Raw genomic sequence first — 25,357 nt, 5'->3', positions numbered from 1 at the left:
TTGAATGTTGAATGTTGAATGTTGACTTTTTACCTCGGTGCCTTGCGGTAGCAGAAGTAGGCTACGATGGCGAAGAGGAAGTTTGGAAGCCACGCTGCCAGAACAGGCGGGAAGTTGGCCTGGATGGCGAAGGTGGCAGAAACCGTCTGCAGCATGATGTAGCCGAAACTCAGCGCAAGTCCAACGCCCAATGCTGCTCCCATGCCGCCCTTGCGCTTGCGGGCTGAGAGGGAGACACCGATGATGGTGAGGATGAACGAGGCGAAGGATGAGGCGATGCGCTTGTGGTATTCTACCTCGTACTGCACTACGTTGCCCGAACCGCGGTTGATCTGCTTGGAGATGTAATCGCGGAGCTCAGGACTGGTGAAGGTTTCCTGCTGACCCTTGGAATAGACCAGGTCGGTAGGTTCCATCATGATGATGGTGTCCTTCTGCGCTCCGCTCGTAATATGCTCCTTCATGCCCTGGAGCTTGCGGATTTTCCAGTTGCTCAGTTGCCAGTGATACTTGCTGTCGGAAATGGTGTCGTACTGGATGTCCATCGCTGTAAGGTGGCTTACGAGTTTCTTGTCCTGGAACTTGTCGAGACAGAATCCGTAGCCGCGTTTCATGCTGTTGTCGTAATGCTGCATATAGGCAATCACTCCCTTGTCTACCTGCAGCTGTACATTCTCGGCACTGGTATTCTTCTTCTTGTTCTTGTACATCGTCTCGAAGTTCTGCCTGATAACGGTTCCGTGGGGAATGACGTAGGCTGAAAGCCCGAAGGAGAGGGCTGAGAGCAGCACGCAGGTAATCATGTATGGGCGGAGGAGACGCTTGAAGGATACTCCCGACGCCAGGATGGCGATGATTTCGGAATTGCTTGCCAGCTTGCTGGTGAAGAGAATGACCGCCACGAACACGAACAGCGCACTGAAGAGGTTGGCAAAATAGGGCACGAAGTTGGCGTAGTAATCGAAGATGATTGCGCGCGCCGGTGCATGGTGCTCTGTGAATTTTGACAGGTTCTCGTTGAAGTCGAAGACGATGGCGATGGAGATGATCAGGGCGATGGAGAAGAAATAGTAGCCCAGAAACTTCTTGATAATGTACCAGTCGAGCTTCTTGATGTACCTGAACGGGTTAAGAAACCGGAATATGCGCAGGAACCGGAGCTTGTGAGCCAGCCAGCGCACAGCCCTGATGAGCCACCCGAACTTGCGGGAAGCCCATCGGCCGGTGCGGTAGAGCCGGCGGTGTTTTCTTATTTTCTTAAAATCTTTCATGATGCTTGCTTACTTAAATTCTTCGGCCAAGCTGGTCGATGATGGAATTCTTCCATGCCACGAAATCGCCCTGCTCGATATGATGGCGGGCATCGGTCACGAGGCGCAGATAGAAAGAGAGGTTGTGGATGCTGGCTATCTGCATCGCCAGCAGCTCCTGTGCCTTGAAGAGGTGGTGGAGGTAGGCCTTCGTGGTTACGAGGTCGATGTCGCAGCCGTCTGGATCTACCGGACTGAAATCTTTCTCCCACTTCTTGTTGCGCATGTTCATCGTGCCCTGATAGGTGAAGAGCATGGCGTTGCGGCCGTTGCGGGTCGGCATTACGCAGTCGAACATGTCTACGCCGCGCTCGATGGCTTCGAGGATGTTCTGCGGGGTTCCTACGCCCATCAGATATCTCGGCTTGTCTTTCGGCAGGATTTCGTTCACTACTTCTATCATCTCATACATCACCTCGGTAGGCTCTCCTACGGCAAGTCCGCCGATGGCATTTCCGTCGGCTCCCTTGTCGGCAATGTATTTGGCTGCTTCGCGGCGCAGGTCCGGGAAGGTGCAGCCCTGAACGATAGGGAAGAGACTCTGCTGATAGCCGTAGAGGGGCTCGGTCTCGTTAAACCGCTTGATGCAGCGGTCTAGCCAGCGCTGGGTGAGCATGAGGCTGTTCTTGGCGTACTGGTAATCGCTCTGTCCCGGCGGACATTCATCGAAGGCCATCATGATGTCGGCTCCGATGATGCGCTCGGTGTCCATCACATTCTCCGGTGTAAAGAAGTGCTTGCTGCCGTCGATGTGGGAGCGGAACTCGCAGCCTTCTTCCTTGAGCTTGCGGATGCCGGTGAGCGAGAAGACCTGGAAGCCGCCGCTGTCGGTGAGGATAGGACGGTCCCAGCCGTTGAACTTGTGCAGTCCGCCTGCTGCCCTGATGACGTCAAGACCTGGGCGCAGGTAGAGGTGATAGGTGTTTCCGAGGATAATCTGTGCCATGACCTGCTTCTTGAGCTCCTCGAAGTGGACGCCCTTCACACTTCCTACGGTTCCTACGGGCATGAAGATTGGGGTCTTGATCTGTCCGTGGTCGGTGGTGATGATGCCTGTACGCGCATCGCTTGCTTTATCTGTTACTTGTAATTCAAATTTCATTTCTTTTCTTTTTTATCATTTTCCTCAATGCTGAAGTCTGTAGGGCTTTTCACCTTCTCGTCGGTCAGCGCGAACTGCCAGACGTCAGCCACGTTCTCTACATAGTGGAAGTCTACGCCCTTGAGATATTTCTCCGGTATTTCCTCTACGTTCTTCTGGTTCTCCCTGCACATCACGATGTGCTTGATTCCTGCCCGCTTGGCTGCCAGAATCTTCTCCTTGATTCCGCCTACCGGGAGCACTTTGCCGCGGAGGGTTATCTCGCCGGTCATGGCTGTGTTGGCACGCACCTTGCGCTGGGTGATGGCTGAGGCGATGCTGGTGGCGATGGTGATTCCGGCAGAAGGACCGTCTTTCGGGGTGGCTCCCTCAGGCACGTGGATGTGGATGTTCCACTGCTCGAAGATGCGGTAGTCTACCTGCAGCAGGTCGATGTGCGACTTGACGTATTCCAGCGCGATAATGGCTGATTCCTTCATCACGTCGCCCAGATTTCCGGTCAGGGTGAGCTTGCCTGCCTTGCCCTTGCTGAGCGAGGTTTCGATGTAGAGGATTTCGCCGCCCACTGAGGTCCAGGCTAGTCCGGTTACCACTCCTGCATAGTCGTTGCCCTGGTAGATGTCGCGGTTGAACGGCGGATTGCCCAGCAGGTCTTTTACTTCGGCAGGGGTGATGGTGTAGTTCTTCAGCTCCTGGTTGCAGGCCAGTTTGTAAGCCATCTTGCGCAGACTCTTGTCAATCTGTTTCTTCAGCTGTCTTACGCCGCTCTCCCGGGTGTAGTGCTCGATGATGAACTCGAGGGCATTCTTGTTGAAGCTTACCTTCGGCGAAACCTTGTCGAGTCCGGTGCTTTCCAGCTCTTCCGGTACGAGATGGCGCTTGGCAATCTCTGTCTTCTCTTCGGTGATGTAGCCGCCTACTTCTATCAGTTCCATACGGTCGAGGAGCGGACGCGGAATGACGCTCAGGTCATTGGCTGTGGCGATGAAGAGCACCTTGGAGAGGTCGTAATCCATATCGAGATAGTTGTCGTGGAAGGCATTGTTCTGTTCCGGGTCCAGCACTTCGAGCAGGGCTGATGCTGGGTCGCCGTTAAAATTGCTCTGCGCCACCTTGTCAATCTCGTCGAGGATGAAGACAGGATTGCTGCTGCCTGCCTTCAGCATGTTCTTGATGATGCGGCCCGGCATGGCTCCCACATAGGTGCGGCGGTGACCGCGGATTTCGGCTTCATCGTGCAGACCGCCCAGCGACATGCGTACATACTTGCGCTTCATGGCTGCTGCGATGCTCTTGCCCAGACTGGTCTTTCCTACGCCCGGAGGACCGTAGAGGCAGAGGATAGGACTCTTGCCGCCGCCGTTCAGTGCTCTTACGGCGAGGAATTCCAGAATGCGCTCCTTCACATTCTCCATGCCGTAGTGGTCGTGGTTCAGGATGCGCTTGGCACGGGTCAGACTGAGGTCGTCCTGGGTGTAGGAGTTCCAAGGCAAATCTACCATGGTCTGCAGAAATCCTATCTGTATCGAATAGTCAGGACTCTGCGGGTTCAGGGTGTCGAGCTTGGCAATTTCTTTCTTGAAGATTTTGGCTGTCTCTTCGCTCCAGTTCTTCTGTTTCGCCTTCTCCAGAATCTCCTTCTTCTCCGGACTGGCGTTGCCTTCTCCCAGTTCTTCCCTGATGTTCTTGATCTGCTGCTTGAGGAAGTATTCCTTCTGCTGTTCATCGAGGTCGTAGTGGGTTTTGTTCTCAATCTCAGTCTGTATGCGTAGCAGATGGCGCACCTTGTTCAGAGATCTGATGGCAATCATGATGCGCTCGCTGAGATTTTCCTCTTTCAGCATCTTGATTTTATCCTCGATGGAGAAAGGGAGGAGGGAGCACATGAAGTTGCACTGCATGTGAATGCTCGATAGTTCGTTGATGGCCTGGATGGCATCATCAGTATAGTTGGCGTTTGATTTGATATAGTCTGTCGCTTCGTAATGGAAGTTCTCGTAGAGCATTCTGAAGAGTTCATCGTTGTTCTCGTCAGGCCATTTCTCCGGAAGACTTTTTACGTCAATTACTGTGTAAGGCTCTTTTTGAACGAGATGTTTCATCTGACATCTGCCCAGACCCTGGATGATGATGCTCATCTGGTCTGTGCCAGGCATCTTGATCACCTTGATGAGTTTGGCGTAGACACCTACAGGGTAGAGGTCTTCTTCGTAGGGCAATTCTGTGTCTTTATTCTTCTGGCAGAATACACAGAATGTGGTGTCTGGCTTCTTTTCCAGCATCCGGACGAGATTCAGACTTTCCTTTCTGCCCACAACGATAGGGGTCATGTTGGTAGGGAAAACTACAATATCTCGCATGCAGAGGGTAGGGTACAAACCTTCTTCCTGGTCTTCAATCAGGGTTTTCGGGTCGCCCTCGTAATCTGCAATCATTTGTATTCGGGTACTTGTTCTTCTATTATCCATTTTTTTGTTATGATTTCTATTTTCCGTGCAAAGGTACTCATTTTTTGTGAAATATCGTGGAAGATGATAGATTATTTAATAATAAAATTGCTTTTTCTATATATTAGTACCCGTTTTTATAGATGTGGGTAGCTGCTTTTGCAGGTGGAAGTGGCAATTTCTGCTGTTTGCGATAAAATAAATCGGCGGCGCATTCGTTTTCTTCTGTAAAGAGACAGAAGAATTTATGGGTAATTTTCGATTTAAACAGTTTGAGATAGAGCAAGACCGTTGTGCCATGAAAGTGGGAACTGACGGCGTTTTGCTGGGTGCATGGGCGCAAGGTGGCAGGCGGATTCTGGACATTGGTTCCGGAACGGGACTGATTTCGCTCATGCTGGCGCAGCGTTTTCCTGAGGCTGAGGTAGTGGGGATTGATATGGATGCTGATGCCTGCGGACAGGCGAGGGAGAATGTGATGGCTAGTCCGTTTCGCGACAGGGTGGAAATAGAATGCTGCAGACTGCAGGATTTCGGGGGAGCCGGTGTTTCGGAAGCTGCTGAGGCTTTGGAAGCTGCTGCAGATTTGAAGGCTGCCGGTGTTTTTGATGCGATAGTGAGCAATCCTCCGTTCTTTGTAGATAGCTTGAAAAATCCGGACAGTAAGAGGACGATGGCGAGACATACGGACAGTCTTCCGTTCCGCGATTTGTTTGCGGGTGTAAAACGGTTACTTTCTGATGACGGTATTTTCTCTGCAATTGTTCCCGTAGAAGTAGTGGAGCAGTTTGTTGCAGAGTCTTGTATATTAGGTTTTTATCTTATACGGAAGTGTGGCGTGAAGACGGTAGAACGCAAGCAGCCAAAACGCTTTATGCTGAGTTTTGCCAAGCATCGCATTTCGCCTTATGAAGAGTGTGTTGAAACGATGATGGATTCGCAGGGAAACCGCTCGGAATGGTATAGGAAAATAACGGAAGAATTCTATCTTAGTGAGTAGTGAACTCAAGTTTCGCATATAAGCTCCACACGCCCTGAAAGGGCAGAAGCTCCTAGCCCAGGGCATCGCCCTGGGTAATTACGGACACAAACTTGTCGCCCTGTAAGGGCAAAAGCTTTAAAATATAGGGCAATATACAAAGCTTTTGCCCTTACAGGGCGTCTTACAGATTGCCATTATACCCAGGGCGCTGCCCTGGGCTAGGAGCTTCTGCCCTTTCAGGGCGTATGGGACAAAACTTGCGAAAGTTCAGTTAGTGATTATCACTAATCACTACTCACTACTTAAAGGTTCAGCTTCTTCTGTACCAGTTTGCTGATAGCTTCTACTCTTTTGCTCTGGCGCTGGATGTCTTTATGAATATCATCGCGCACGGCATTGATGTCGTTGAAGAAATCGGCAAAGGCAGACTGAATCATGTTCGGCTTGCGGTCGTTCTTGTTGGCAAATGGGTTCACCAGCATCTTGATTCCCTTTTCTTCCAGGTGAACATCAATCTCTGCACCCGTCATCACAGGGTCGCCATCATAATGGATTACGCCAGGCTGACTGCGGGTGATATGGAGCTTCTTGCAGCGGAACGACTTGATCTTCGAATTCTTGTCCAACGTCTTGTTGAACATGTCGAAACTTACCTGAGGCGCCTCGATGACATCGAATGGTTCCATGATGACGACATCCATCAAACCGTCGCTCATGGATGCTTGAGGGGCAATATAGGCATTGTTGCCATACTGAGATGCGTTGGCGCAGGAAATGAGGAACGCCTTATACTGCTTGGTGCCCGTCTCGTCCTCCAGCGTGTAAGTCTCAGGCTTATACTTCAATCCCTCGCGCAGGATATTTTCAGCATAAGTGATAGGACCACGCTTGCCGCTCTCGGCAAACTTCATGCTGACGAAAGCGTCAAAGCCCATGCCGCAGGTGCAGAAGAACGGGTGGTCGTTGATGACACCATAATCCAGATCGCGAATCTCGCACTGGTTGATGACCTCTATGCATTTCTTCAGGTTCATCGGGAGCAGCAGATGTCTTGCCAGTCCGTTGCCCGAACCGCAAGGCAGAATGCCGAGGGCAGTATCGGAGTGAACCAGTGAGCGGGCCACCTCGTTGACGGTTCCGTCACCACCAACCGCCACAACCACATCTACATGGTTGTTCTTCGCTTCGGTAGCAATTTCCGAAGCGTGCCCAGCTCTTTCAGTCATTCTTATCTCGTACTCAAAAAGCTCTTTGTCCAAAACAGAATCTATCAGACTGGGAACTGCCGCCTTGCTGGCTGTTCCTGAAATCGGATTCATGATGAAAAGTATCTTTTTCTTCATTATATAGTCAAGAGTTTGTAAAATTTAGGCTGCAAAAGTAATAAAAATACCCAAAATAACAAGAAATATCGATTAAAAAAACTATAAAAGTAAACTTTCTTATAAAAAAAGCCGTTTATTGAGTTCTTTTTTGTATCTTTGCACCCTGAAAGTTAGAAAAGTATAAAAAAAGAAAATAAAGTACACCTATTAATAATGGGACAATTACAAGAAAGATACAAGAATTATCGTGAACCTCAGAAGTATATGGCTGCCGGTGTGTATCCATATTTCCGCGAGATCACAAGTAAGCAGATGACAGAGGTAACCGACATCGATGGTCATAAAATCCTGATGTTCGGTTCTAATGCTTATCAGGGTTTGACTAACGACCAGCGTGTTATTGATGCAGCAAAGGCAGCGCTCGACAAGTATGGTTCTGGTTGTGCAGGAAGCCGTTTCCTCAATGGTACGCTCGATTTGCACGTGCAGCTCGAAAAGGAGCTTGCTGAGTTTATGGGCAAGGATGAAACTTTGTGTTTCTCTACAGGATTCTCTGTTAACCAGGGTGTCTTGGCTTGCGTAGTAGGTCGTAACGACTATATTATCTGCGATGACCGCGACCACGCAAGTATCGTAGATGGCCGCCGCCTCTCATTCGCTACCCAGCTCCACTACAAGCACAACGATATGGAAGATTTGGAGCGCGTGCTCTCTAAGCTCCCTCAGGAGGCTATCAAGCTCATCGTTGTTGACGGTGTGTTCTCTATGGAGGGCGACCTGGCTAACTTGCCTGAGATTGTAAAGCTCAAGCATAAGTACAACTGCTCTATCATGGTAGACGAGGCTCATGGTCTTGGCGTATTCGGCAAGCAGGGTCGTGGTGTATGCGACCACTTCGGTCTGACCGACGAGGTAGACCTCATCATGGGTACATTCTCTAAGAGTCTGGCTTCTATCGGTGGTTTCATCGCATCAGACAAGGATACAATCAACTTCCTCCGTCACAACTGCCGTACTTACATCTTCAGCGCCTCTAACACTCCAGCTGCCACAGCAGCAGCTCTCGAGGCTCTCCACATCATTCAGAATGAGCCTGAGCGTTTCGAGAATCTCTGGGATGTAACCAACTATGCCTTGAAGCGTTTCCGCGAGGAAGGTTTCGAGATTGGCGAGACAGAGAGTCCTATCATTCCTCTCTACGTACGCGATGCTGAGAAGACATTCGTTGTTACCAAGATGGCTTACGATGCAGGTGTGTTCATCAACCCTGTTATTCCTCCAGCTTGTGCTCCTCAGGATACATTGGTACGTTTCGCACTCATGGCTACTCATACAAGAGAGCAGGTTGAGCAGGCTGTCCAGATCTTGAAGAAGATTTTCGTAGAAGAGGGAATCATCAAGTAAAATCAGATTTCTGATTTAAAAGTTTAGCAAGTATGGTTGCGGTTCTTTGCCGCTACTATATATATAATAAGGTATAAGGGCAATTCCGGATAGGGGTTGCCCTTATTTTTTGCCTGTTTCCCAGCCATTTTGCATTAAAATGCATGTTTTTTTGAAAAAAGTTAGGGAAAAATTTGGTGGAATCGAAAAAATGTAGTACCTTTGCACTCGCAATTCAGAAATGATGCTTAAAGCAATGCTTAAGAGGTATCGTAGAGATGAATGAGCGGGGTGTAGCGCAGCCCGGTAGCGCTCCTGTTTTGGGAACAGGTGGTCGCAGGTTCGAATCCTGTCGCCCCGACTATTTTTTTCTCTCATTCAAACCTTTAGCAAAGCACAAGCGGGGTGTAGCGCAGCCCGGTAGCGCTCCTGTTTTGGGAACAGGTGGTCGCAGGTTCGAATCCTGTCGCCCCGACACAAGAAAGCTAAGAAGAGTCAAATCTTCTTAGCTTTTTTGCTATATAAAACTCCCGCCCTGGATGGGCTGGAGGGGGATAACGGAACTGAGTAATTATTATATACGTTTTAATTTTATAGAATCATGATTATAACGATAGCGCGCCAGTGTGGATGTGGCGCTATTCGCGTGGGCAAGCTGCTCGCCGAAAAGTATGGTATTCCTTTTTATACCCGTAAAAATATGATGGAAATGGCTGAACAGAGAGGAGTGCTCGACGAGATGGAGGCTTTCTTCGATGAGCGGCCGGTAGATGAACTGCTCTTCTCGATGTCGTCGCTTGGCGAAACGCAGAGGGCGCTGACAGAAAAACCGCTCCGTACACTTGCCGATATGATAGGCGATGAAGACTGTATCATCATCGGCCGTTGCGGCAACTATATCTTCCGCGAGCGCAAAGACCTGATTTCTGTTTTCCTGAGCGGCAATCTGGAGGCTCGCATCAAGGATATTCAGGAGGAGAAGGGCTTTTCGTATGAGGAAGCTGAGGAGTTTGTAGAGCACACCGAGGATTGCAGAGTGGCTTATCATAAGTATTATACAGGCCTTACCTGGGGAAATGCCGATGATTACGACATCTGTCTGGATACGGTGCGCCTGGGCGTAGAAGAGACGGCAAGCCTCATTGAGCAGTACGTTAGCTTGATTTAGATTCAAAGGTTCAAAGTTCAAAGTTCCAAGGTTTAAGGTTTAAAGTAATTCAACATGAAGTTTTTAATTCAATTTTTGATAATCATAGCGTTCTCCTTTGCTGGGGAATTGCTCCATTTTTTGCTGCCATTGCCTATTCCGGCAAGCATCTATGGCATCATCCTGCTCTTCCTTGCGCTGGAAACAAAACTGATCAAGGTGAAGCATATCCGCGAAACCAGCAGTTTCCTCATTGCCATCATGCCCGTGATGTTTATTCCGGCTGCCGTAGGACTGATTGATTCTTATCAGGATATCGGTAATGCATGGTTCCAGTATATCGTAGTTACGGTGGTCAGCACCTTCGTCGTGATGGGTGCTTCGGGCTGGATTACGCAGATGGTAATCAGAAAAGGAAAGGAGGCGAAGAAATGAACCAGTTGTTCCAGGATTCTGTCTTCTTCGGCGTTCTCATCAGTCTGGCAGCCTACGGCATAGGCATGCTGCTGAAGCTGAAGACGGGATGGTCGCTGATGAACCCGCTGCTCATCTCCATCATCCTCGTTATCATTACGCTCCTGCTGACGGGCGTAGATTACAAGACCTATTCGGCGGGCGCCAACAGTATCAGTTATCTGCTCACACCAGCCACCATCTGTCTGGCTGTGCCGCTTTATCAGCAGGTTGAGCTTCTGAAGAAGAATTATCGGGCTGTGCTGATAGGCATTGTTTCGGGTGTGCTGGCGAGTCTCTGCTCCGTGCTCATTCTCGCCCTCATCTTCCATTTCGACCATGCGTCCTACGTTACCTTCCTGCCTAAGAGCATCACTACCGCCATCGGTATCGGCGTTTCTGAGGAGTTGGGCGGTCATGTTTCGGTTTCGGTGGTTGTCATCATCGTAACGGGTGTGCTGGGCAACATCTTTGCCGAGAAATTCCTGAAGCTTCTCTCCATCAAAGAGCCTATTGCCAAAGGTATCGCCATCGGCTGTTCTGCCCATGCGCTGGGTACGGCAAAGGCGATGGAAATGGGTACCATAGAGGGAGCCATGAGCAGTCTGAGCATCGTGGTTTGCGGTGTGATGACGGTTGTAGGTTCATCCATCTTTGCTCTGTTTATGTAGAGGCAGATACAATAATATTTCCCTTTTTCCGTTTTTATAGATATGAAACGGAAAAAGGGATTTTTGTATATAATGGGTGTAGGGATGGCGATGAGCGCCCTGCTTGCCAGTTGTGCCGACGATGAGAGTTTCTCAACGTCGAGGGGCGATGTGCTCTCGTTTTCGGTAGATACGCTGAAGATGGACACCACCTTCTCGAATGTGCCTACGCCTACCCGAAGCTTCTGGGTTTACAACCGTACGGGCAAGGCTCTGCGCTGCCAGTCGGTGCGGCTGGAAAACGGTAACCAGAAGGGCTACCGGGTGAATGTTGACGGCTCTTATCTGGGCACCGAAGCGGGATTCCAGACGCAGAATGTGGAGATCAGGAAGGGTGACAGCATACGCGTGTTCGTAGAACTGACTTCGGCGATGCAGAACAGCGAAGAGCCGCAGCTGGTGAGCGACAACCTGGTGTTTGCGCTGGAAAGTGGCGTGGAGCAGAAGGTGAACCTGAGGGCGTTTTCATGGGATGCGATGAAACTCAATTCGCTCGAGGTGAAGCAGGACCAGCTGCTAGAGAGCACGCTGCCGGTAGTGGTTTATGGGGGCATCAGGGTTGATGAGGCGGCTACGCTGACCATTGCTCCGGGCACCCAACTCTATTTCCACGAGAATGCGGGTTTGCAGGTGTTCGGGTCGCTGAAGATTGAGGGCGAAAAGGACAGGGAAGTGGTGATGCGGGGCGACCGACTGGACCACATGTTCGATTATCTGCCTTATGACCGTACACCGGGACAATGGCAGGGAATCAGACTGATGTCTTCGGCTCATGACTGCAGGATTTCGTTTGCTGATATTCATAGTGCCTACGATGCTGTGATGATAGAAGCGGGCGATGCTACGAAGCAGAAACTGCTTATCGAGAATGCTACGATTCATAACAGTCAGGGCTACGGTGTGAGGATTGATTCTGCCAAGGTGCAGATTTATAACTCGCAGATAACCAACTGCCTGAACCATCCGCTCTATGTTGAGGGTGGCGATGTTGAGGTAAACGGCTGCACTATAGCCCAGTTCTATCCGTTTGACGGGCGCCGCGAGTCTGCCATCGGTTTTGCCTCTCCGCTGCCTCGTTTCGAGGTGAGAAATTCGCTCGTAACGGGCTATCATGATGATGAGGTGGTCTGGGAGGCTCCGAAAGAGGAGGATGCCTTCAATTTCCTCTTCGACCATTGTGTGTTGCGCACGGAGAAGCTGGAGACGGACGACAGTCTGAAGTTCACCCATGTGGTTTATGAGGACATCAAGGATACGACGGTGTTTGCCGAGAAGCATTTCCGCCTATTCGACACCGACAATCTGAAGTATGATTTCCATCTGCGCAAGGAGTCGGCAGCAATAGGAAAGGCAGATGCCGAAACCCTGCCTGCAACCGACCGTGATGGTTTGCCGAGAAAGAAAGAGCAGCCTGCCGCAGGATGCTTTGAGTATAAGGAGGAATAATGATTATAAGGCGAGAAATAATGACTGAACTTTCGAATTTTTTCGCCACACGCCCTGAAAGGGCAGAAGCTCCTAGCCCAGGGAGGGCACTGAAAAAGGTACCCAATTTTAAGTTGCATAGCTTGTTTTTGAACTTTAATTCTTGTCCAAGAAGCATTTCATCTTTTAAAAGTGAAATACTTTTTTGGACAGGAATATAGTCTCAAACAGCTTTCTATAGCGTTTCTGGCATTTAATTCGGCAATATATAGAGAAATCTACTTCCCCCCTTATGCATTTTGCATCAATTTGATGATTCTCTTCACATTTGCAGCGAAAATAGTCAAAGCTCCCTGCATTTCCATGCACGACAAACCGTATGACAGGGCTCTGTCATATCCTAAGACATTCTTAAGTTCGGAGTTTTTGGCTTCTATCTTGTATCGTTTCCTCTGAAGATTTATAAACTCTTCTGTTTTTTGATATTCGATTTGCTCCAACTGTTCATCCGATTTGATGGTAATCGCATATGTTTTTGTCTTGGCTCCTTCCTTGTAGCAACCTTCACGTAATGGACAGACCTTGCATTTGTCCACATCAAAATAATAGGTAATGCTGGAGTTTCTGTGACGCTTGTCATTTTTGCGATAATTCATCTCTTTCCATTTCGCCAGATGCCCTGCTGGGCAGACGTACAGATCTGCATCCTTGTTGTATTCAAAAGGGAGTTTGTTTGTTCGATTACCGTCAATTACAGAGCTTAAACGAGCAGAGAGGCGCATATTGTTTTCCTTTGCCATTTTGAGATTCTCCTTGCTGGAATATGCCTTATCTGCTACTATGGAATCAACTTCCATTCCTGCTTCCTCTGTCTTTTTTATCAATTCTGGCAATTGCTGTCCATCACCCTTCTCGCCGGAGGTGACGGTAGCTGCGGTGATAATTCTCTCATCGCTCATAGCTATATGCGTCTTATAGCCAAAGAATGAAGAATGCGCTGTTTTATGTCCTGTACGGGCATCTGCATCTTTTGATATTACGCCTCGGGTCTCTGCGTCTGAAATGGTTTCTTTCAGCATATTGAGACGCTCCTTGACTGCAGGCATATTGGCAGTTGCAGCATCAGCTTCCACCGTAGCAACTATCGTTTTGGCTGCAGTCATGATAGAAGAATACTTCTTTTCTTTTGGAAGCTCAGGCAATTCCATGCTGTCATCCACAGAATTAACGACCTTGATTACGGCCTTGCAATAATACTCCAAACTCTTTGCTGCACTGATAGGGTTGGAACGAGAATGCGTATGGGTTGCATCAACAATGATGGTTCTAGACTTGAGGACACCTGCTTCTATAGCAATAGAAACAGTCTTCTTGATAAGAAGATCCAACAGCTCCATATTCTTCAGACGAAGTCGACGGAATTTGGTCAAGGAACTAGGATTAATCAGATTAGTCTCCTCAGGAGTTAATCCCAAGAAGTACTTAAACGACATATCATAGCGAGTACGTTCAACAACATCAACATCCGATATGTCATAGATTACCTTTAAAAGAAGATACTTAAACATACGGATAGGACTCTCTGCTGTACGACCATTGTCATGACAATACTTGTCCTGCAATTCCTGGTATACGAAACTAAAGTCCACCAGGTCAGTAATCTGGCGGAGCAGGTTGTCTTTTGGGATAATCAAGTCATACAAACTTGAATAATCACTGAATGATATGGTCTGTTGTTGCTCTAGCATAATCCTTGTATTTTTCTACAAAGATACAAAAAATATTGCACATATGCAACTTTTGGGTACACTATTTCAAAGATCGAATGTTAAACTAACATAACCCATGAAGGGACTTTTTCAGTGCCCTCCCAGGGCATCGCCCTGGGTAATTACGGACGCAAACCTGTCGCCCTGTAAGGGCAAAAGCTTTAAAATACCGGAATTAATAAAGCTTTTGCCCTTACAGGGCGACTTACTGATTGCTATTACACCCAGGGCGATGCCCTGGGCTAGGAGCTTCTGCCCTTTCAGGGCGTGCTGCTTCTAGAACTTTGGTTCTTTACCTTTCTTATTCCTTCATGTTCGAATCTACGAAGCAGAAGGGGAGAAGGTCTTTGATGCTGTCGAAGCAGTAGGTGCCGTTCTCGCCATAGAGCAGGATGCGTACGGGGCGCTGGTAGCGGTCTTCCATCTCCAGTATCACCTGGCGGCAGGCTCCGCATGGCGAGATAGGCGACTTGAGGAAACCATTCCCGTTTCTCGCTGCTATGGCGAGCGTCAGGATAGGCTGGTCGGGATAGTTGCTCTGGGCACCGAAGATGGCGCTGCGCTCGGCACAGAGTCCCGACGGGAAGGCGGCGTTCTCCTGGTTGGCTCCAATCACTATTCTGCCGTCGGCCAAGAGCAGGGCTGCTCCCACATAGAAGTGGCTGTAGTTAGCATACGCATTGCTGGTGGCAGCCTTCGCCCTGTTTACGAGCTCCTGCTCCTGCTGGCTCAACTCTGAGAGCTGAGCCACCATGTATCTGATGTTTAGGTTTTGCTCTTTCATAGATATGATGTTTTTATGATTTCTTTATTTCGTGTAGAAGTCGATGATGTCCTGCAGCGCCTTCTTGCATACCGGGCAGAACTCCGGCGTTTCGTTGATGCGCATACGGCAGTCCTGCACACCGCGGTAAACGCCCTTCACGCTGTATCCGGCACCTTCGAAGACACCCACCTTGCTCACCGCCTCCTTCTCTTTCTTGGAGAGTGGAGTAGGAATCTTGGTCTTCTTGTCTATCATGTTCTCCCATTTTCCGTGGAAATCGGCAAGGGTAGTGATGTTCTTCTCCCAAGGCTCTACATCGTGAGGATACATCGGTATCTGCTCCTGTTCGTAGGCGTATTCATCGGCAAGTCCGGCAAAGGAATGGCCAAACTCATGCACCACTACCGGCTTGAACCATTTCTGGTGGCAGGTGGTGAGATTGTATGAATTGAGGATGCCGCCACCGCCGTACTTATCCGAATTTACCAGCACGATGATGTGCTCGTAAGGGATACCTGCCAGCCAGTTGTGCAGGTCTTTGAGATGCAGGGTGGTAAGGTAGCGGTCGCTGTAGAAGGTGTCGAAATGAGAGCTGAGGGCGGTCTCGTGCCAGATGCCCTGGGCTGGGATGCTAGGTCCGCTCTGCTTGGATGGCGATTTTACGGCTACGATGTTGAATCGGTCTCTCATGCTCTTGAAGGGTTCGTGGGCGAAGATGGCCTCTGTAGCCTCCTGCGCATCTTTCAGGAAGACAGGCATCTCTGCATCGGTATAGCCTTCAGCCACGTATGCGATGTGGATGCATCGGGTGGTGTCGGCAGCCTGCTGCAGGGTGACGTATGGTGTAGGCTTGTTGCCTTTCTGATGAATCAGAATGTCTTTCGGCGCTACCTGGTGGGTGAGCGTGGTGGTTATCTCGCGGCGGTTGTTGCGCAGGTCGAGGGTGATGTCTACGGTATCTTTCGGCATCGGAACGAGGAATACGTTCTCGAAACTCTGCGTGTTCTTCTCTGCCTCTGGATAGGAGAGCCATTCCTGGAAGAGGGTGGAGAAGGAGTTGCGGTAGATGATTTTGCCCGAGCGGTGGTCGCGTACGGTTATCTGTCCGTTGCCCTCTACCGGGAGTTCGGCCAGTCGCTGCCTTTTGCCGTACCAGCGTGGCATTACGTTGAGTTCGTCTACGGCTATCATCTGCTGCTTCTGGTTGCCGGCAAAGGTATAGTCTACCCGCAGCGTCTTGTCTGTGAAATAGTCGTCAAAGTTTTGCGCCTTTATGGTGCCGGGCGCCATCAGCATCGCCATGGTGGCGAGGGATAATATCATTCTCTTCATTGTATTTTCATTTGAAATTCACATTCACATTCACATTTTACTAATCACTTATCTCACCCTCAGCCTTGTTCCTACGCTTACCGGGATGTTAGGGTCGAGATGGTTCATCTTGTAGAGTTTCTCCAGTCGGATGCCATACTTCTGCGAGATGGCGTACATGCTTTCGCCCGGCTGTATCACGTGAGGGCGCTTCTTATACTGCTTAGGTGCCTTGGAGCGTTTCTTCTTCAGATAGATGATGTCGCCCTTGTGCAGCACGGCGTGCTTGTTGCGCTCGTTGTAGCGAGCCAGTTTGCGCCAGCTGATGCCCACCTCCTTGCCTATGCTCTTGAAGGTGTCGCCTTCGCGGGCATAGAGATAGTAATTCTTGTTGAAGATATGGATAGGGTGCAGCAATCCTTCGGCGTTTACAGGCTGGTCGGTACCGCTGTGGGTAGCCATGAAGCGGTCGTAGCGCTTGGCCTTGTCATACTGGTTGAGCTTGTAGAGCTCTATAATCTGTATCAGCTTGTTGGCATACTGCGGGTTGGTGGCGTAGCCGCAGGCTTTCAGTCCGCGAGCCCATCCCTTGTAGTCGTGCTGCGAGAGTTCGAAGAGGCGTGCGTAGCGTGGCTGGCGCGCCAGAAACTTGCTGTGGTCTTCGTAGCTGTCTCTTGCGTCCTGGTATACGCGGAAGCATTCGCCCCTGGCATCATCGTCGTGGTACTGGGTTGGGCCCGTCCAGTTGTGACATTTTATGCCGAAGTGGTTGTTGCCCTGGCGTACGAGGTCGCTCCTTCCTGCCGCACTCTCAAACAGTCCCTGTGCTAGGGTGATGCTGGCTGGAATGCGGTAACGGAGCATCTGCTCGATGGCAAGATCCTTATACTGGTTGATATATGTCTGATAGGCCTGGTTCCACTTCAGCTGTGCGCCCATCGGGAGGCAGCAGAGCAGAGCGAGCCCTAAAATGTTTGCTTTTAGATGATTCATTCTGCAAAAATATAAAAAAAAACGGATAAATCGCGGTTTATTACAAAATTTTTAATATCTTTGCACAAAATATTGCATATTGAACTTTCGCATGTGGCTTAAGTACGGGCTGAAGGCCCAAAAGCTCCAGAAGCAGCACGCCCTGAAAGGGCAGAAGCTCCTAGCCCAGGGCATCGCCCTGGGTATAATAGCAATCAGCAAGGCGCCCTGTAAGGGCAAAAGCCTTATGTTTTGCCTGGAGTTTTAAAGCTTTTGCCCTTACAGGGCGACAGGTTTGCGTCCGTAATAACCCAGGGCGATGCCCTGGGCTAGGGGCTTCTGCCCTTTCAGGGCGTGTGGGGTAAAACTTGCGAAAGTTCAGTGACATACAAATGCAGGGGCAATCTGTCTCTTCTGAGAGAAACTGACTTGTTTTGTAGAAATAAAGATTTTAATAATGAGAACTCGTACAAAAGTAATTATAGCTATCGGCTCTAACAGAAATCAGGAAGAGAATGTGTTGAAGGCACATGAACATCTGAGATGGATGTTCAAGAACTGCCTCTTCGGTCCGCGCATGTGGACTGAGCCTATCGGACTGGAGAATTCAGACAAGTTTCTGAATCAGGTGATGTTGGGGGAGACCATCTGCTCTAAGAAGTCTGTGCTTGCCGCGCTGCGGAGTGTGGAGCAGAGATGCGGACGCAGAATCCGTGGTCCTTATCGTAAGGTAGATGTTCCGCTGGATCTCGACCTTCTGCTCTATGGCGATGAGAAATTGCACGAGAGCGAGTGGGAGCGTGATTATATTCAGAGTTCTATCAGCTACCTCGAAGAGAAGGATGCTAAGAGGGATAGGAAATATTTAAGATAAGAAAATCCGTGTAATCCGTGCATGAAAAAATAAACGGGAAACCCGAATCTGGTATGTAGATTTACAATACCGGATTCGGGTTTTCTGTTGTAAGATTGAGTTCTATCACTCTTCCTTCTTTCAGCGACTTCTGCACGTTGATGATGCGCTGGTTGCTGCTGCCCCTGAAGAAGAGGTCTTCATCGCGCAATGCCTGTACGAAGGGGCCGTCTACCAATACATCGATTTGGCGGAGGAGTTCCAGCTGCTCGGGATTCTTCACGAGGTTTTCGAAGAGATAGCCCGTAAAGCACCAGATGCTCTTGCTGCTCTGCTCCCTGATGGCGCGTGCCAGCTCGGCAAAGCCCTTTGCCTGAAACATAGGGTCGCCACCCGAGAAGGTGACGTTGGCGAAGGGGTCGCTCATGATTTCCTTCATCAGCTCGTCGGTAGAGGTCATCGTGCCGTGGCTGATGTCCCACGACTGCGGATTATGGCAGCCCGGACAATGGTTGGGGCATCCCGCACAATAAATGGATGTGCGGAAGCCCGGACCGTCTACCATCGTATCATGTACGATGCTTAAAACGCTGATCATTTTACTTTTCCCCTCCGATATGGGTTACTCGGTCGTGGAGCTCAGCAAGCTTGCCGCTGTTCCAACGGTCTGTAGTACCTACCAGATAACCGGTGATGCGCTGCAGCTTGTCTATGTGGTGGCTGCCGCACTTAGGACAAACATCGAGGTGGGCGTCAGCATTCTCGTAGCCGCAGTCGAGACAGCGGTTGCGGTTGTGGTTTACTGAGCCGTAACCCATGTTGTACTTGTCCATCATGTCTACCACGCTCTCGATAACAGAAGGGTTGTGGGTAGCATCGCCGTCAATCTCTACATAGAAGATGTGGCCGCCACGGGTCAGGTCGTGGTATGGAGCCTCGACCTGTGCCTTCTTCAGGGCTGTACACTTATAGTATACAGGCACGTGGTTAGAGTTGGTATAATAGTCGCGGTCTGTAACGCCAGGGATGACGCCAAACTGCTTTCTGTCCTTCTTAGTGAACTTACCGCTCAATCCCTCGGCTGGAGTAGCCAGGATAGAGTAGTTGTGATGATACTGCTCGCTGAACTCGTTGGCACGGTCGCGCATGTAGGTAACAATCTTCAGTCCCAGCTCCTGTGCCTTCTCGCTCTCGCCGTGGTGCTTGCCGATGAGGGCAACCAGGCATTCTGCCAATCCGATGAAGCCGATACCCAGGGTTCCGTGGTTGATGACGCTCTCGATGGTCTCTTCCGGCTTCAGGTTTTCTGCGCCTACCCAGAGATACTTCATGAGCAGAGGGAACTGCTTGGCCATCGCCGTCTTCTGGAACTGGAAGCGCTCGTCGAGCTGCTTGGCTGTGATGTCGAGGATATTGTCGAGCTTGGCAAAGAACATGTCGATGCGCTGCTTTTCGTCTTCGATGCCCATGCACTCGATGGCGAGCTTCACGATGTTGATGGTAGAGAAGCTCAGGTTACCGCGGGCGATACTGGTCTTCTCGCCCCAGCGGTCTTCGAACACGCGGGTACGGCAGCCCATGGTTGCAATCTCCCACTTGTAGCGCTCCGGATCATCAGCACGCCACTTCTCGTTCTGGTTGAAGGTGGCGTCGAGGTTCAGGAAGTTAGGGAAGAAACGGCGGGCTGTTACCTTGCACGCCAGCTTGTAGAGGTCGTAGTTTCTGTCCTCAGGCAGATAGTTTACGCCTCTCTTCTTCTTCCATATCTGGATAGGGAAGATGGCTGTTTCGCCATTGCCTACGCCCTGATAGGTGCTCTGCAGGATTTCGCGCATGATGCAGCGGCCCTCGGCGCTGGTATCGGTACCGTAGTTGATGCTTGAGAATACTACCTGGTTACCGCCGCGGCTGTGGATGGTGTTCATGTTGTGGATGAATGCCTCCATCGCCTGATGCACGCGGTTCACGGTCTTGTTGATGGCGTGCTGCTCCAGGCGTTCGCGGCCCTGCAATCCGTCGAGCGGCTTCTCTATGTAGTCGTCGATTGGCGCATCATAGAGGTTGCTCAGGTCTTCGCCTGTCAGCTTCTCCAGGTTCTTCACCTCTTCCTGGTACGACATGCGTACGTATGGAGCCAGATAGAAGTCGAAGGCTGGGATGGCCTGACCGCCGTGCATCTCGTTCTGGCAGGTCTCGAGAGAGATACAAGCCAGCACGGCTGCGGTCTCGATGCGCTTGGCAGGACGGCTTGAACCGTGACCGGCTGTGAATCCGTGGTTCAGAATCACGTCGAGCGGATGCTGCACGCAGGTGAGACTCTTGGTTGGGTAATAGTCCTTATCGTGAATATGTATATAGTTGTGCATGACGGCGTCGCGTACATCCTCAGAGAGGAGGTAGTCGTCGACGAATGGTTTAGTGGTTTCTGAAGCGAACTTCATCATCATGCCAGCTGGTGTATCGGCATTCATGTTGGCGTTTTCACGGGTGATGTCGTTGTTCTTGGCATTGACGATGCTCATGAATACGTCGCGTGTCTTCGCCTTGCGGGCGATGTTACGCTGGTTACGGTATGCGATATACTTCTGGGCAACATCTTTGCGGGCACTCTTCATGAGCTCCATCTCGATGGCGTCCTGAATGGCCTCAACGCTCATCTGGCTCTTGCCGCGATAAGAGATGTGGTCGGTTATCTGCTCGATAAGAGTGGTATCTTCACCCTTGTCGGTATGTAACATGGCCTTGCGAATGGCTGCCATGATTTTCTGTTCGTTGAATCCAACGATGCGTCCGTCACGCTTTACTACTGTCTGGATCATTTTAGTATTACTTTTACGATTGATGTTTAAATTACTTAGTATTAAGTCATTATGACTTGAAGAGGTAGATAAGTACCTCCTTTTGACATTGCAAAGATATAAAATATTTCTGAAAGTAATAACTTTTGGACAACTTTTTTATCGTTAAAAAATATTAAGTCGCTGATAATCAGGAGGAAACGAAAAAGTTTTGGAAAACTTTGACAAATTTCTGTTTCCCGAAACGTTTAAGTTGTTATCTATCAGCGTGTTGCGCATTTTGTGCGCTTGTGTGCGTTTTTCCCTTGTTGTCTGTGCTTTGTGACAGGATGGAGAAAGCAAATCGCCGCAACGCCCGTGTATAGGGCATTGCGGCGATTCGGGGGTGATTATTTTGCTTGTCGCTTATAGTCGAGCGCAGCTCCGATGGCGGTGCAGAATTCCGAGTATTTCGGTATCCTGAACCTCACTCCGTAGAGCTTCTCCATGGCTGGGAACACCTCGCGGCATTGCGGCAGCAGGGTGAGGTTGCCGATGAGCACGAAATCCTTGATGCCCGATTCGAGCGATGAGAGGATGGTAGCCGAACCTATCGACTGCAGCACCATCCAGATGAGTCCCATAGCGATGTCTTCGCGCGAAGCGTTGGCCTTGGCATTGCTGAAGAGCGATGCGGTGGCGTTCATCGGGAGTCCGGGCAGAGGCTTGGCGCTGATGTCGCCTATCAGCAGGTTTATCTTGCTCACGTCGCCGTCCTTGGCGAGGTTGATAATCTGCTTGATGTCATCGGTCTTGAGCATGATGCGGCTCAGTCCTGCCAGGGTTCCGCCGCCTATGCCGATGCCTCCGATGTGCCTTATCTCGTTGTCATCGCATTTTACGAGCGATGTTCCGGTTCCCATGCTCACCACGATCATGCGGTCGAGCTTGCTCTCGTATCGGGCGCCCAGTCCGTCGGCCACGAACTCCTCGCTCTTCGAGGTAGGCAGTCCGTAGATGGGCTCGTCGATATAGGCAGATCCTACGCCTGTGAGCATCACCTGTTCTACATCGCTCAGCGCAATCTTGTTGTCGTGAAGATACTTGCCGAAGGCTCCGTAGAGCGAGGTGATAGGGTCGGTGGCCTTGATGCGGATGGGGCTTACCACCACGCCGCTTTCATCGATGCCCACAATCTTGGTCGTAGAGATGCCTACGTCGATTCCTATAACAATCTTTTTCATTCCTTTATATATATAATAATGTGTATTTTCTCAGAAGATGCCCCTCTAGAGCACACCCATCTTGCAGAAGGTGATGAGCACGGCGTAGCCCACTATCATGCTCAGGATGCCTACCGTGAGTCCTGCCTTCACCATGTCGGTCTGCTGGATGAGTCCGGTAGAGTAGGCGATGGCGTTAGGAGGGGTTGAGATAGGCAGCGACATGGCGCAGCTGGCCGATACCGCTACTCCGATGAGGATGGTAGAGGTGCCGCCGATGGTGTTGAGCTTGTCGCCCATGCCGGCGCATACCACCGTGAGGATAGGGATGAGCAGGGCGGCGGTGGCGGTGTTGGAGATGAAGTTACTCAGGATGAAGCATACCAGTCCGGATACAATCATGATGACCAGCGGATTGAATTCTGCAAACGGAATGCTCTTTACGGCTGCCTCGGCAAGACCGGTGCCGTTCATCGCCAATCCGAGGGCGAATCCGCCTGCCACCATCCAGATGACAGCCCAGTCAATCTCCTTCAGGTCCTTGGCTGTAACCACTCCCGTAAGGGCGAATATGGCGATAGGGAGCATGGCTACGGTGTTGGCGTTGATGCCCAGCTGCTTGCCGAATACCCAGAGCACGATGGTTGCAAGGAAGGTGACGGCCACTACCGTGGTGCGCCAGTTGTGCTGCATGTTGCCCTCGATGTTGAGCTCGATGGTCTTGGCAGAGAACGGGAACATCTTGCGGATGATGACCCATGCCATCAGGAGCATGATGAGCACCATAGGGGCCATGATCAGCATCCAGTCGCCGAAGCTGAGACCCAAGTTGAGTCCTGCAGGGTCGTTCAGTACCTTGAAGGCGAAGGCGTTAGGAGGGGTTCCGATAGGGGTTCCCATACCGCCCAGGTTGGCTCCGATAGGAATGGCCATGGTGAGCGCCACGCGGCCCTTGCCCGAAGGTGGCAATGATTTGAACACCGGTGTGAGGAAGGTGAGCATCATGGCAGCGGTGGCTGTATTTGAAATAAACATCGAGAAGATGCCGGTGATGAGCATGAAGCCCAGCAGCACGTTCTCTGAACGCTTGCCGAATGGCGCAATCAGGGCCTTCGCCATCATCACGTCGAGTCCGCTCTTGGTAGCGGCTATGGCGAGTACGAAACCGCCCAGGAAGAGGATGATGGTAGGGTCGGCGAAGCACGCCATCACACCCTGATAGTCGAGCAGCTTGCCCATCTCAGCCTCCGAGCCTTGCATAATCTTGAAGGCGGAGTCGCTGACGAAGAACAGCAGCACGAAGATGATCACTACGCTGGTAGCCCATGCTGGTATGGCCTCGGTGAGCCAGAGCATCACGGCCATGACGAAGATGGCGATGACGCGCTGCTGCACGATGGTGAGTCCATCGATGCCGAAGCTGTCGATGGGCAGGTTCCAGACGATAACGGTAAGCAGAGCCGTTATGAGGAACAGCAATGCTTTCTTGCGATTAAAATCGCCATTCAATACTTTCTTTACAGTTTCTTGCATTATCTTTCTGTCTTAAGGATTATTTTCTTGCAAAAATACGTGTTTTTTTTGTATTTAGCAAGTTTTTTTGCAGAAATAGTGAAAAAAATGCCGAAAAATGTTGTTGTTTCAAGAAAAAATGCTATATTTGCAGTGGATTTGCCGATAACGGCTATCGGTGATTCTGAAAACTTGGAGCACCCGGAAGGGTGATTCAGCGAACCTGATATGTCTAATAAATAAATTAGGAGATAATGAAATGAACAAGTCTGTAGTATTTATCATCATCCTGCTCGTGATAGTTCTATCTATCATCGTATCGCAGTACTTCCACAAGCGCCACCATGAATATAAGATGGCGGACATCGAGAAGGCTATCCGCAAGGCTTATCCTAAGGGTGTGGGCTCGATAAGGAAGGAAGAACTGGTAACAGCTGTGAAGAAATACTTCCACTGTTCGGCGAAGGAGGCTCATTATATAATAGGTGTAGCCCGCCGCAAGAAGCTGGTTGATATCGCTGCAGAATATGTTACTATCATGTTTTGAAATAAGGTAAAAACATTAAATACGTTTTAGCCGTGAGGCTAGGCTGTTGATTTGGTTTGAAAAAAAGTATTATTTATTTGAGGCACAAAGGATTGTTAACGACATGCTGATTCCTTGGGGAAATGTGTGGGTTAGCATGTTGTGTTCGGGACGTCTGGTATGGTACATTGCGTAAACAATTTAACTGCCAGACAAAGTTTACCCTCCCTAGGACTTTTTAAGACCTGGGGAGGGTTTTACTTTTTCAGGCTCAGCACCTTTTATTCAAGTCCATCGCCGCCGGTTTCGCTTCCGGTTCCGCCAGCCGAATCGCCGCCCGATGGGTTATCGCCTCCGGATGGGTTATCGCCTCCGGATGGATTATCGCCTCCGGATGGATTATCGCCTCCGGATGGGGTAGTAGGAGGCGTATCGGTAGAGGTAACCTGCTTCACCACCTTGCCGTTTCGGTCGTAGCAGGTGATGTTGACGGAAGTCTCTTCGAGTTCCTTCTTGATGTCGGTGTTAGGCACGAAGATGATGTATCGGCGGGTGATGAGGTTGGCGCTCACCTTGTTCACATCCTCTACGGCGGTAGAGTTAAGACCGAATCGGAGGCTGCCCAGTCCTGGCACAGCCACGCTGTGGCCCTCGGTGGCCCATGCAGCAATCACTTCGCCGATGGCCGACCATCCGGCGTTGATTACCGCCTTAGGCAATCCGCTGCGAACGGCAGCTTCTTCAATCACCTTCGTGGCGTTGAGCTGGCTGTAGAGTTCAGCCTGCATCACGAATGCCCACTTTTGCTTACCTTTTTCGAACGCTACGTTGCGCTCAATAGCTTTTACTTTAATACCCATAATTCAAATCGTTTTTTTAATGGTTAAACAAATCAGTCTACATGCAGCTGGTAACGCCGAGCGTAGTGCCTACGGCAGTAAGTACAGCGATAATCACCTGCAAGATAGTTTTCCAAACTTCCTTTTTCATTTTCTTTTTTCCTTTCTTTTTTTTAATGGTTCAACATTTAGAAAGAGATTGGGCAGGTGTGCACCCCTGTCGTTTTCCCCTCCGTTTTTTAGTGGTTAATTTCCTATTTGCCGTTCTTAATGAATGACAATGCAAAGAAAGTGCAAACGAGAGCAAAGTCAAGCTTGCTTGAACTTTGCCGAGTGCAGCCTTTCTTCTAACACAGTGCAAAGATACAACATTTTTCTCTGAAAAACAATAGTTGTCCCGAATCACGTGCATCCTTGTCCCGAATCACGAGCATTCCTTCCTCATTAATCATGTATTTGCTTGACGCCACACGCCCTGAAAGGGCAGAAGCTCCTAGCCCAGGGCAACGCCCTGGGTTTTAAGGA

The 25,357-nt window shown here is 50.1% G+C and carries 22 protein-coding genes and 2 tRNA genes; 10 read left to right on the top strand and 14 right to left on the bottom strand.

What is annotated here, in order from left to right:
* Nucleotides 1-29: 29 nt before the first annotated feature.
* The 3 genes from ONT19_RS06515 to lon are packed head-to-tail and all read right to left on the bottom strand — an operon-like array spanning nucleotide 30 to nucleotide 4,880.
* On the bottom strand, nucleotides 30-1,271 hold the full coding sequence (locus tag ONT19_RS06515; protein ID WP_022121352.1) for an LptF/LptG family permease: 1,242 nt from the start codon (nucleotides 1,269-1,271) through the stop codon (nucleotides 30-32).
* 13 nt (nucleotides 1,272-1,284) lie between these two features.
* Nucleotides 1,285-2,412: a tRNA guanosine(34) transglycosylase Tgt gene (tgt, locus tag ONT19_RS06510; protein ID WP_006849113.1), complete on the bottom strand. Its 1,128-nt coding sequence runs from the start codon at nucleotides 2,410-2,412 to the stop codon at nucleotides 1,285-1,287.
* A complete protein-coding gene (gene lon, locus ONT19_RS06505) occupies nucleotides 2,409-4,880 on the bottom strand; it encodes an endopeptidase La (RefSeq protein ID WP_264952894.1) in 2,472 nt (823 codons plus the stop codon). The genes tgt and lon overlap by 4 nt, the downstream gene beginning before the upstream one ends.
* Nucleotides 4,881-5,106: 226 nt before the next feature.
* On the opposite strand from lon, the gene ONT19_RS06500 reads away from it, so the two are divergent.
* The gene (locus ONT19_RS06500; RefSeq protein WP_264952895.1) at nucleotides 5,107-5,859 is read left to right on the top strand and encodes a tRNA1(Val) (adenine(37)-N6)-methyltransferase; all 753 of its coding nucleotides are present in this window, start codon (nucleotides 5,107-5,109) and stop codon (nucleotides 5,857-5,859) included.
* 284 nt (nucleotides 5,860-6,143) lie between these two features.
* Here the strand turns inward: ONT19_RS06500 and ONT19_RS06495 are convergent, their stop codons facing one another.
* Entirely contained in the window at nucleotides 6,144-7,184 is a 1,041-nt protein-coding gene (locus ONT19_RS06495) for a diacylglycerol/lipid kinase family protein (protein WP_264952896.1), read from the bottom strand.
* 195 nt (nucleotides 7,185-7,379) lie between these two features.
* Here ONT19_RS06495 and spt point away from each other — a divergent pair, with 195 nt between their 5' ends.
* The 7 genes from spt (at nucleotide 7,380) to ONT19_RS06460 (ending at nucleotide 12,305) form a co-directional block, all read left to right on the top strand.
* Nucleotides 7,380-8,570, top strand: coding sequence for a serine palmitoyltransferase (spt, locus tag ONT19_RS06490; RefSeq protein WP_022121347.1), 1,191 nt, complete (start codon nucleotides 7,380-7,382; stop codon nucleotides 8,568-8,570).
* Between the two features lie 266 nt (nucleotides 8,571-8,836).
* A tRNA-Pro gene (locus ONT19_RS06485) sits at nucleotides 8,837-8,910 on the top strand.
* A gap of 40 nt (nucleotides 8,911-8,950) precedes the next feature.
* A tRNA-Pro gene (locus ONT19_RS06480) sits at nucleotides 8,951-9,024 on the top strand.
* A 126-nt stretch (nucleotides 9,025-9,150) separates the two neighbouring features.
* Nucleotides 9,151-9,717: an AAA family ATPase gene (locus tag ONT19_RS06475; protein ID WP_118080432.1), complete on the top strand. Its 567-nt coding sequence runs from the start codon at nucleotides 9,151-9,153 to the stop codon at nucleotides 9,715-9,717.
* 108 nt (nucleotides 9,718-9,825) lie between these two features.
* Complete coding sequence (locus tag ONT19_RS06470) at nucleotides 9,826-10,131, top strand: CidA/LrgA family protein (RefSeq protein ID WP_254973999.1); 306 nt, start codon at nucleotides 9,826-9,828, stop codon at nucleotides 10,129-10,131.
* On the top strand, nucleotides 10,128-10,820 hold the full coding sequence (locus ONT19_RS06465; protein WP_006849545.1) for an LrgB family protein: 693 nt from the start codon (nucleotides 10,128-10,130) through the stop codon (nucleotides 10,818-10,820). The genes ONT19_RS06470 and ONT19_RS06465 overlap by 4 nt, the downstream gene beginning before the upstream one ends.
* 42 nt (nucleotides 10,821-10,862) lie before the next feature.
* Nucleotides 10,863-12,305 carry a right-handed parallel beta-helix repeat-containing protein gene (locus ONT19_RS06460; protein WP_264952897.1) on the top strand — a complete coding sequence of 481 codons (1,443 nt, stop codon included), beginning with the start codon at nucleotides 10,863-10,865 and terminating at the stop codon, nucleotides 12,303-12,305.
* A 269-nt stretch (nucleotides 12,306-12,574) separates the two neighbouring features.
* Here ONT19_RS06460 and ONT19_RS06455 read toward each other — a convergent pair whose 3' ends face one another.
* The 4 genes from ONT19_RS06455 to ONT19_RS06440 all read right to left on the bottom strand — a co-directional run bounded on the left by ONT19_RS06455 (nucleotide 12,575) and on the right by ONT19_RS06440 (nucleotide 17,123).
* Complete coding sequence (locus ONT19_RS06455) at nucleotides 12,575-14,032, bottom strand: IS1182 family transposase (RefSeq protein ID WP_264952898.1); 1,458 nt, start codon at nucleotides 14,030-14,032, stop codon at nucleotides 12,575-12,577.
* A gap of 322 nt (nucleotides 14,033-14,354) precedes the next feature.
* Nucleotides 14,355-14,837, bottom strand: a complete 483-nt coding sequence (gene cdd, locus ONT19_RS06450) for a cytidine deaminase (protein ID WP_264912880.1) — start codon at nucleotides 14,835-14,837, stop codon at nucleotides 14,355-14,357.
* 24 nt (nucleotides 14,838-14,861) lie between these two features.
* Nucleotides 14,862-16,151, bottom strand: coding sequence for an IgA Peptidase M64 (locus tag ONT19_RS06445; RefSeq protein ID WP_264952899.1), 1,290 nt, complete (start codon nucleotides 16,149-16,151; stop codon nucleotides 14,862-14,864).
* Nucleotides 16,152-16,199: 48 nt separating this feature from the next.
* Nucleotides 16,200-17,123 (bottom strand): glucosaminidase domain-containing protein, encoded by a 924-nt coding sequence (locus ONT19_RS06440; RefSeq protein ID WP_118200766.1) that lies wholly within the window; start codon nucleotides 17,121-17,123, stop codon nucleotides 16,200-16,202.
* A 436-nt stretch (nucleotides 17,124-17,559) separates the two neighbouring features.
* Here ONT19_RS06440 and ONT19_RS06435 point away from each other — a divergent pair, with 436 nt between their 5' ends.
* Complete coding sequence (locus tag ONT19_RS06435; protein ID WP_264952900.1) at nucleotides 17,560-17,976, top strand: 2-amino-4-hydroxy-6-hydroxymethyldihydropteridine diphosphokinase; 417 nt, start codon at nucleotides 17,560-17,562, stop codon at nucleotides 17,974-17,976.
* A gap of 61 nt (nucleotides 17,977-18,037) precedes the next feature.
* Here ONT19_RS06435 and nrdG read toward each other — a convergent pair whose 3' ends face one another.
* The 4 genes from nrdG to ONT19_RS06415 form a co-directional block, all read right to left on the bottom strand.
* Nucleotides 18,038-18,553, bottom strand: a complete 516-nt coding sequence (gene nrdG, locus ONT19_RS06430) for an anaerobic ribonucleoside-triphosphate reductase activating protein (RefSeq protein WP_022121338.1) — start codon at nucleotides 18,551-18,553, stop codon at nucleotides 18,038-18,040.
* Between the two features lies 1 nt (nucleotide 18,554).
* Complete coding sequence (locus ONT19_RS06425) at nucleotides 18,555-20,774, bottom strand: anaerobic ribonucleoside triphosphate reductase (RefSeq protein ID WP_264952901.1); 2,220 nt, start codon at nucleotides 20,772-20,774, stop codon at nucleotides 18,555-18,557.
* A 368-nt stretch (nucleotides 20,775-21,142) separates the two neighbouring features.
* Nucleotides 21,143-21,976, bottom strand: a complete 834-nt coding sequence (gene coaW / locus ONT19_RS06420) for a type II pantothenate kinase (protein WP_022121336.1) — start codon at nucleotides 21,974-21,976, stop codon at nucleotides 21,143-21,145.
* Nucleotides 21,977-22,021: 45 nt separating this feature from the next.
* Nucleotides 22,022-23,488: an SLC13 family permease gene (locus ONT19_RS06415; protein ID WP_117695224.1), complete on the bottom strand. Its 1,467-nt coding sequence runs from the start codon at nucleotides 23,486-23,488 to the stop codon at nucleotides 22,022-22,024.
* Between the two features lie 238 nt (nucleotides 23,489-23,726).
* Here ONT19_RS06415 and ONT19_RS06410 point away from each other — a divergent pair, with 238 nt between their 5' ends.
* Nucleotides 23,727-24,014 (top strand): hypothetical protein, encoded by a 288-nt coding sequence (locus ONT19_RS06410; protein ID WP_118080445.1) that lies wholly within the window; start codon nucleotides 23,727-23,729, stop codon nucleotides 24,012-24,014.
* Between the two features lie 260 nt (nucleotides 24,015-24,274).
* Here ONT19_RS06410 and ONT19_RS06405 read toward each other — a convergent pair whose 3' ends face one another.
* Entirely contained in the window at nucleotides 24,275-24,853 is a 579-nt protein-coding gene (locus ONT19_RS06405; protein WP_264952902.1) for a DNA-binding protein, read from the bottom strand.
* A gap of 37 nt (nucleotides 24,854-24,890) precedes the next feature.
* Nucleotides 24,891-24,983 carry a smalltalk protein gene (locus ONT19_RS06400; protein ID WP_022121332.1) on the bottom strand — a complete coding sequence of 31 codons (93 nt, stop codon included), beginning with the start codon at nucleotides 24,981-24,983 and terminating at the stop codon, nucleotides 24,891-24,893.
* Between the last annotated feature and the right edge of the window lie 374 nt (nucleotides 24,984-25,357).

It is taken from the genome of Segatella copri, from assembly GCF_026015625.1.
Lineage (GTDB): Bacteria > Bacteroidota > Bacteroidia > Bacteroidales > Bacteroidaceae > Prevotella > Prevotella copri_H.
Note: the sequence above shows the minus strand (reverse complement) of the source record. Positions and strands in the feature narration are given on the sequence as shown.